We start from the raw sequence: 2,715 nt of genomic DNA on the forward strand, positions 1-2,715 counted from the left end.
TGCAGATGGTGTAATTTTTTTCAAGTCTCTTTGCGTTGATCCAATACTTCCACTAATACTTGCAAGTACTTATCCACCAATGAATGCTTTAACTAAAATTATCAATTTTGACACTGATATGGAAACATCAGCAGTAACAAATAAATTACCTAAACGAGGCATATAGTATACTATTAACATTACAGCAAATATTAATGAAAATAATAAACTTGCTGAAGCACCTCTAATAGTAGTATGATTATTCTTTTTAGAAGAAGGATCATATAAAAATGCAGTTATAAAAGAGGACAACACTACTGCCAATATAACTCCAGTAATAGGTATTCCGATTAATCTACTAATTAAAAGCACCAAACTTCCAACAAAGATTCCAATAACAACAGATGCCATATAACTTTGGACTGAAAATTTTTTATTTATCATTTTATCATTTAAATATATATTAATTAAGATATTAAATTATTACTTTTTTTAAGTATTGTTTTCATAAAATTTAATATTTGTTTCTAGACCTCTTCCTTCAATTACTATCTTTTCATTTTTAGTGATTATAATATAGATGTTCTTTCTAATGTCTTCAATATATAAAATGTTGTTGCCCAAGTTCTTTGAAAGAATGGTGTCTTTATCCATAATTTCTTCCAGATTTTTTGGAATATTCTTTGAATCGGATAATATCATCAAATCTGCTATTTGTTTAAAATTCAATTCCGTAATGTCTTTAATCTGATTATTGCATTTATCCATACAATTATATTCAAACATTAAATAATTTTGAAGATTATTTTGTGTAATTATTATTTTATTTTTTAGAAAAGGCATGTTTTTAGGAACATTTAAACTATCAATAAAAATATATTCACATTCGTTAATCTCGGGAACTGTTTCAAGATTCTTAATTATTTCTTCAATATTATTATTTCTTATACCATCATATATTTTTACCATATTATCACTTTAATAAGTTCTAATATATCCTTAAATTTTAATTAATTATAGTCTTGATTCCTATAATAATATTAAAAATTTATAATATATAAAATGTTTTATTTGTTAAATTAAGAACAATAAAAGCTTTAAAATATATTTAAACTATATAACATAAATAATTCATATATTGAAGTTAAATAATCAAATAATAAAAAAAATAAGTAAATTTAAAATATTTTATCAATTACGTTTGTAATCTGTAAAATTTCGTGGTCGGACTTTCCCAAACGTTTCATACTTTTCGCCGCTGCTTCAACAGGAGTATTCTTTTCATCCATCATAAATTGACTAATATAAGTCATGAACATTCTAAATTCCATTTTATTTTTAAATGTTTTTCTTAATACCTTATCAACATCTTTTTCATCCTGGCCCATAACAAGTTCGTCTTCACGTGAAACTCCATTAATTGCATCATTAATAGTATCCAAATCATGGTATTTTAATAATTCATCCAAAAATGCTGAATTCATACGTTTTCTATCATCCGTATTTTTACGTAATCTTTTATCAGACTGAATTCTATCCAAAAAACCATCATAAAAAACTTCAACTTCAGGTTCTGTTTTAAATAATATTTGAACTACTTCCAATAGATTTGTATCAACATTTAAACCAACAAATTCTTCATCTTCTTCCTCTTCCATACGTTTTACTTCATCAGGCTTCATAATAGTTTCTCCTTAAATAATCATAATATGTTCAATTTATTTATTTATTACTTGTTTCAAAGATAAAAATAAAAATTGTGAAATTATATATTATAATTCACCATATTCTTTAATAATTGTCTCAATATTACATCCATCTTCCAGTAATGTTAACATTCTCCTGGCAGGGTTTGTATGTTTTTCAACACGTTCATATAAAGAATTCAAGAATTGTTCTTCACCAAATCCGCGTTTAATTAATCCTTCCTTAGACAATTCCAGAACTTCATACAACAATCCGTATAAATCAGCTTCATTAATAAAAGAGGGCAAATCTTTTTTAATTAATAATTTACGTAACTCCGTTGCATTATATCCATGATGATATATTACTTCATCATCATCCAATAATTTTTCCAATTTATTAAGATTGTGTTTTAATCCCAATTGAAATGCACCTACAGTCATAACGTCTTTGATAGGTTGTGTACATGAACTACGATATTCTATTGTACCCCTATAAGTCAGGTCAAGAAATTTAAATGACCTTAGATATTCAATATCCTCTAATTTTGGTGTAAATTCTATTTCTTTGATTTGACCTTTATCCAAGTATTCTCCCATAACATTTTCTTTTGAAAAGTACTCAAGCACATTTATTGTTGGAAAATTAATGTAATAATTCTCACGCATTGTACAGTATATGTTTAATGATGCTAAATAATTTAATAAATCATCAGTATTATGAAGTTCAGTATCATACATCCCAATATTATGTGGATTGATTCCATGAGTACTGTCCTGCCAAAACATATCCCTAATACATAGCAATTCTTCATTTTCTCCAAGCAATACTGAATTTGAAAATAATACTGCTTTAAGCGGTTCTAATTTGGAAAAAACATTTATTGTCTTTATCAGTTCCTCTTCAGTTACGTCCAATTGAACTTGTGATGCACTTGAAAACATTCCATATTCCGGATGATCATGGAAATACATTGGTAATTTGGAATATCTTGAATAAGAACATAAATGACGATATAACATTTGATACCTTTCATTAGGTATAGGTACA

At 26.2% G+C, this 2,715-nt stretch carries 4 protein-coding genes; all 4 read right to left on the reverse strand.

Annotated features, from left to right (window positions below):
- Positions 1-69: 69 nt before the first annotated feature.
- Entirely contained in the window at positions 70-423 is a 354-nt protein-coding gene (locus tag QZZ11_RS08330) for a hypothetical protein (RefSeq protein ID WP_292475247.1), read from the reverse strand.
- Positions 424-471: 48 nt separating this feature from the next.
- Complete coding sequence (locus tag QZZ11_RS08335; RefSeq protein WP_292475250.1) at positions 472-948, reverse strand: hypothetical protein; 477 nt, start codon at positions 946-948, stop codon at positions 472-474.
- 209 nt (positions 949-1,157) lie between these two features.
- Positions 1,158-1,661 carry a hypothetical protein gene (locus tag QZZ11_RS08340; protein ID WP_292475253.1) on the reverse strand — a complete coding sequence of 168 codons (504 nt, stop codon included), beginning with the start codon at positions 1,659-1,661 and terminating at the stop codon, positions 1,158-1,160.
- A 90-nt stretch (positions 1,662-1,751) separates the two neighbouring features.
- Positions 1,752-2,715, reverse strand: a 964-nt coding sequence (locus tag QZZ11_RS08345; protein WP_292475254.1) for a hypothetical protein, incomplete at its 5' end; no start/stop codon positions are given.

Source organism: Methanosphaera sp., assembly GCF_016282985.1.
Classification (GTDB): Archaea; Methanobacteriota; Methanobacteria; order Methanobacteriales; family Methanobacteriaceae; genus Methanosphaera.